Raw genomic sequence first — 1,295 nt, 5'->3', positions numbered from 1 at the left:
GTTGCTTCGCTTGCACGTAACGATTTGATGATAAACAGTCTCATCGACTTCAGTAATCGAGACTCTTACCTGCCCGTCTTCTTTCGCTCTTTAACTCCAACCAACCTCACCTCAGCCGACTCCAAATTCAGCATCGCGTTTACCGACTTTGAGGGCGAGATCATTACAGGTATTTTTATTGAGGCCTTCAAAGAAGTAGAACAGCATTTCGCCTGGAAGGAGCAGGCGTTAGAAAAAGGTCTTTCTTTTATCGAGGTTGGGAAAAATGGATTAATGATAGTACATCCAGTCATTTATGGTGGGTCAGCAGAGGGTGCGATCGCGTTACACATCCGATCACTCTCTTCTGTTTTGCGCGTTGAAACCGGCGAATACAACCTCGTAGTCACAGACGATTCAAGCATCATCTTCGAGGCGAACGAACAGTTTGTAGGCAAAGGACTAGCTGCAACCCTAGATATTGACTCAGGTGTTGCAGGCATGATTACGAACTCTAAGTTAATGCCCCTCAATAACAATAAGAGATTTGATCCATCGGATTTAGACAAGGCATTGACCGCAACCATCGTCCAGCCTTATCTCTCAGCTTACTCAGATGCGGGCTGGGTTATCGGTGCGCTAGCGCTCGCTTTAACGACCATTTTGTTTTCAACTCTGTTCAGTATCCGCCTAACGAGCAATATCGCCAGTAGAATTATCGATCGATTACGGGATCAAATTGGTGCGGCAAGAGATAAGCCAGGATCATTTAAAAAAATAGAACCTACGAAGAGCGAGTCTCGAGAAATTTTTGAATTAAGGCAGACCTTTAACTCGGTAATGGAAGAGTTGCTCGCTACCACTTTTGTAAAAGAGCGAGTAGAAGGTGTTATAGATTCGCTTGGCGAGATGCTCGTCGTGTACGATCTTCAAGGCGAACTAGTAATGGCAAACACAGCCTTCGCCTCGCTCTGTTTTGAGTCCGGCACTAGCCCTGAGGCAAGCCGCGAGAATATCTTTCCAGACGACTTTGTGGTGCCACGAGCTAGCAATTCTCCGACAATCATGAAGCACCATAATCAAGGCGACAATCACATTCGACACGTCAGTTGGATGCGGACGCTTTATACAGATACAGACGATAACATCATCGGCATTGTGTTGACCGGAGTAGACCTAACCGAGGTCATCGAACTCCAGCAAGAACTCTCACTTAAGAACCAAGCCATTGATGAAGCACAAACACCCATTATTATTGCAAACGCGACCGAACAAGGCTTTCCAATTTCTTATGTCAATCGCGCCTTCGAGCATCA

Annotated in this window: 1 protein-coding gene; it reads left to right on the top strand. The window is 45.9% G+C overall.

What is annotated here, in order from left to right:
• Positions 1 to 27 precede the first annotated feature (27 nt).
• A partial coding sequence (locus A3750_RS14815) for a hypothetical protein (RefSeq protein WP_156498608.1) occupies positions 28 to 1,295 on the top strand: 1,268 nt, incomplete at its 3' end.

The sequence above is a fragment of the Oleiphilus sp. HI0079 genome (assembly GCF_001635105.1).
This window is presented reverse-complemented; position numbering and strand designations above follow the sequence as displayed.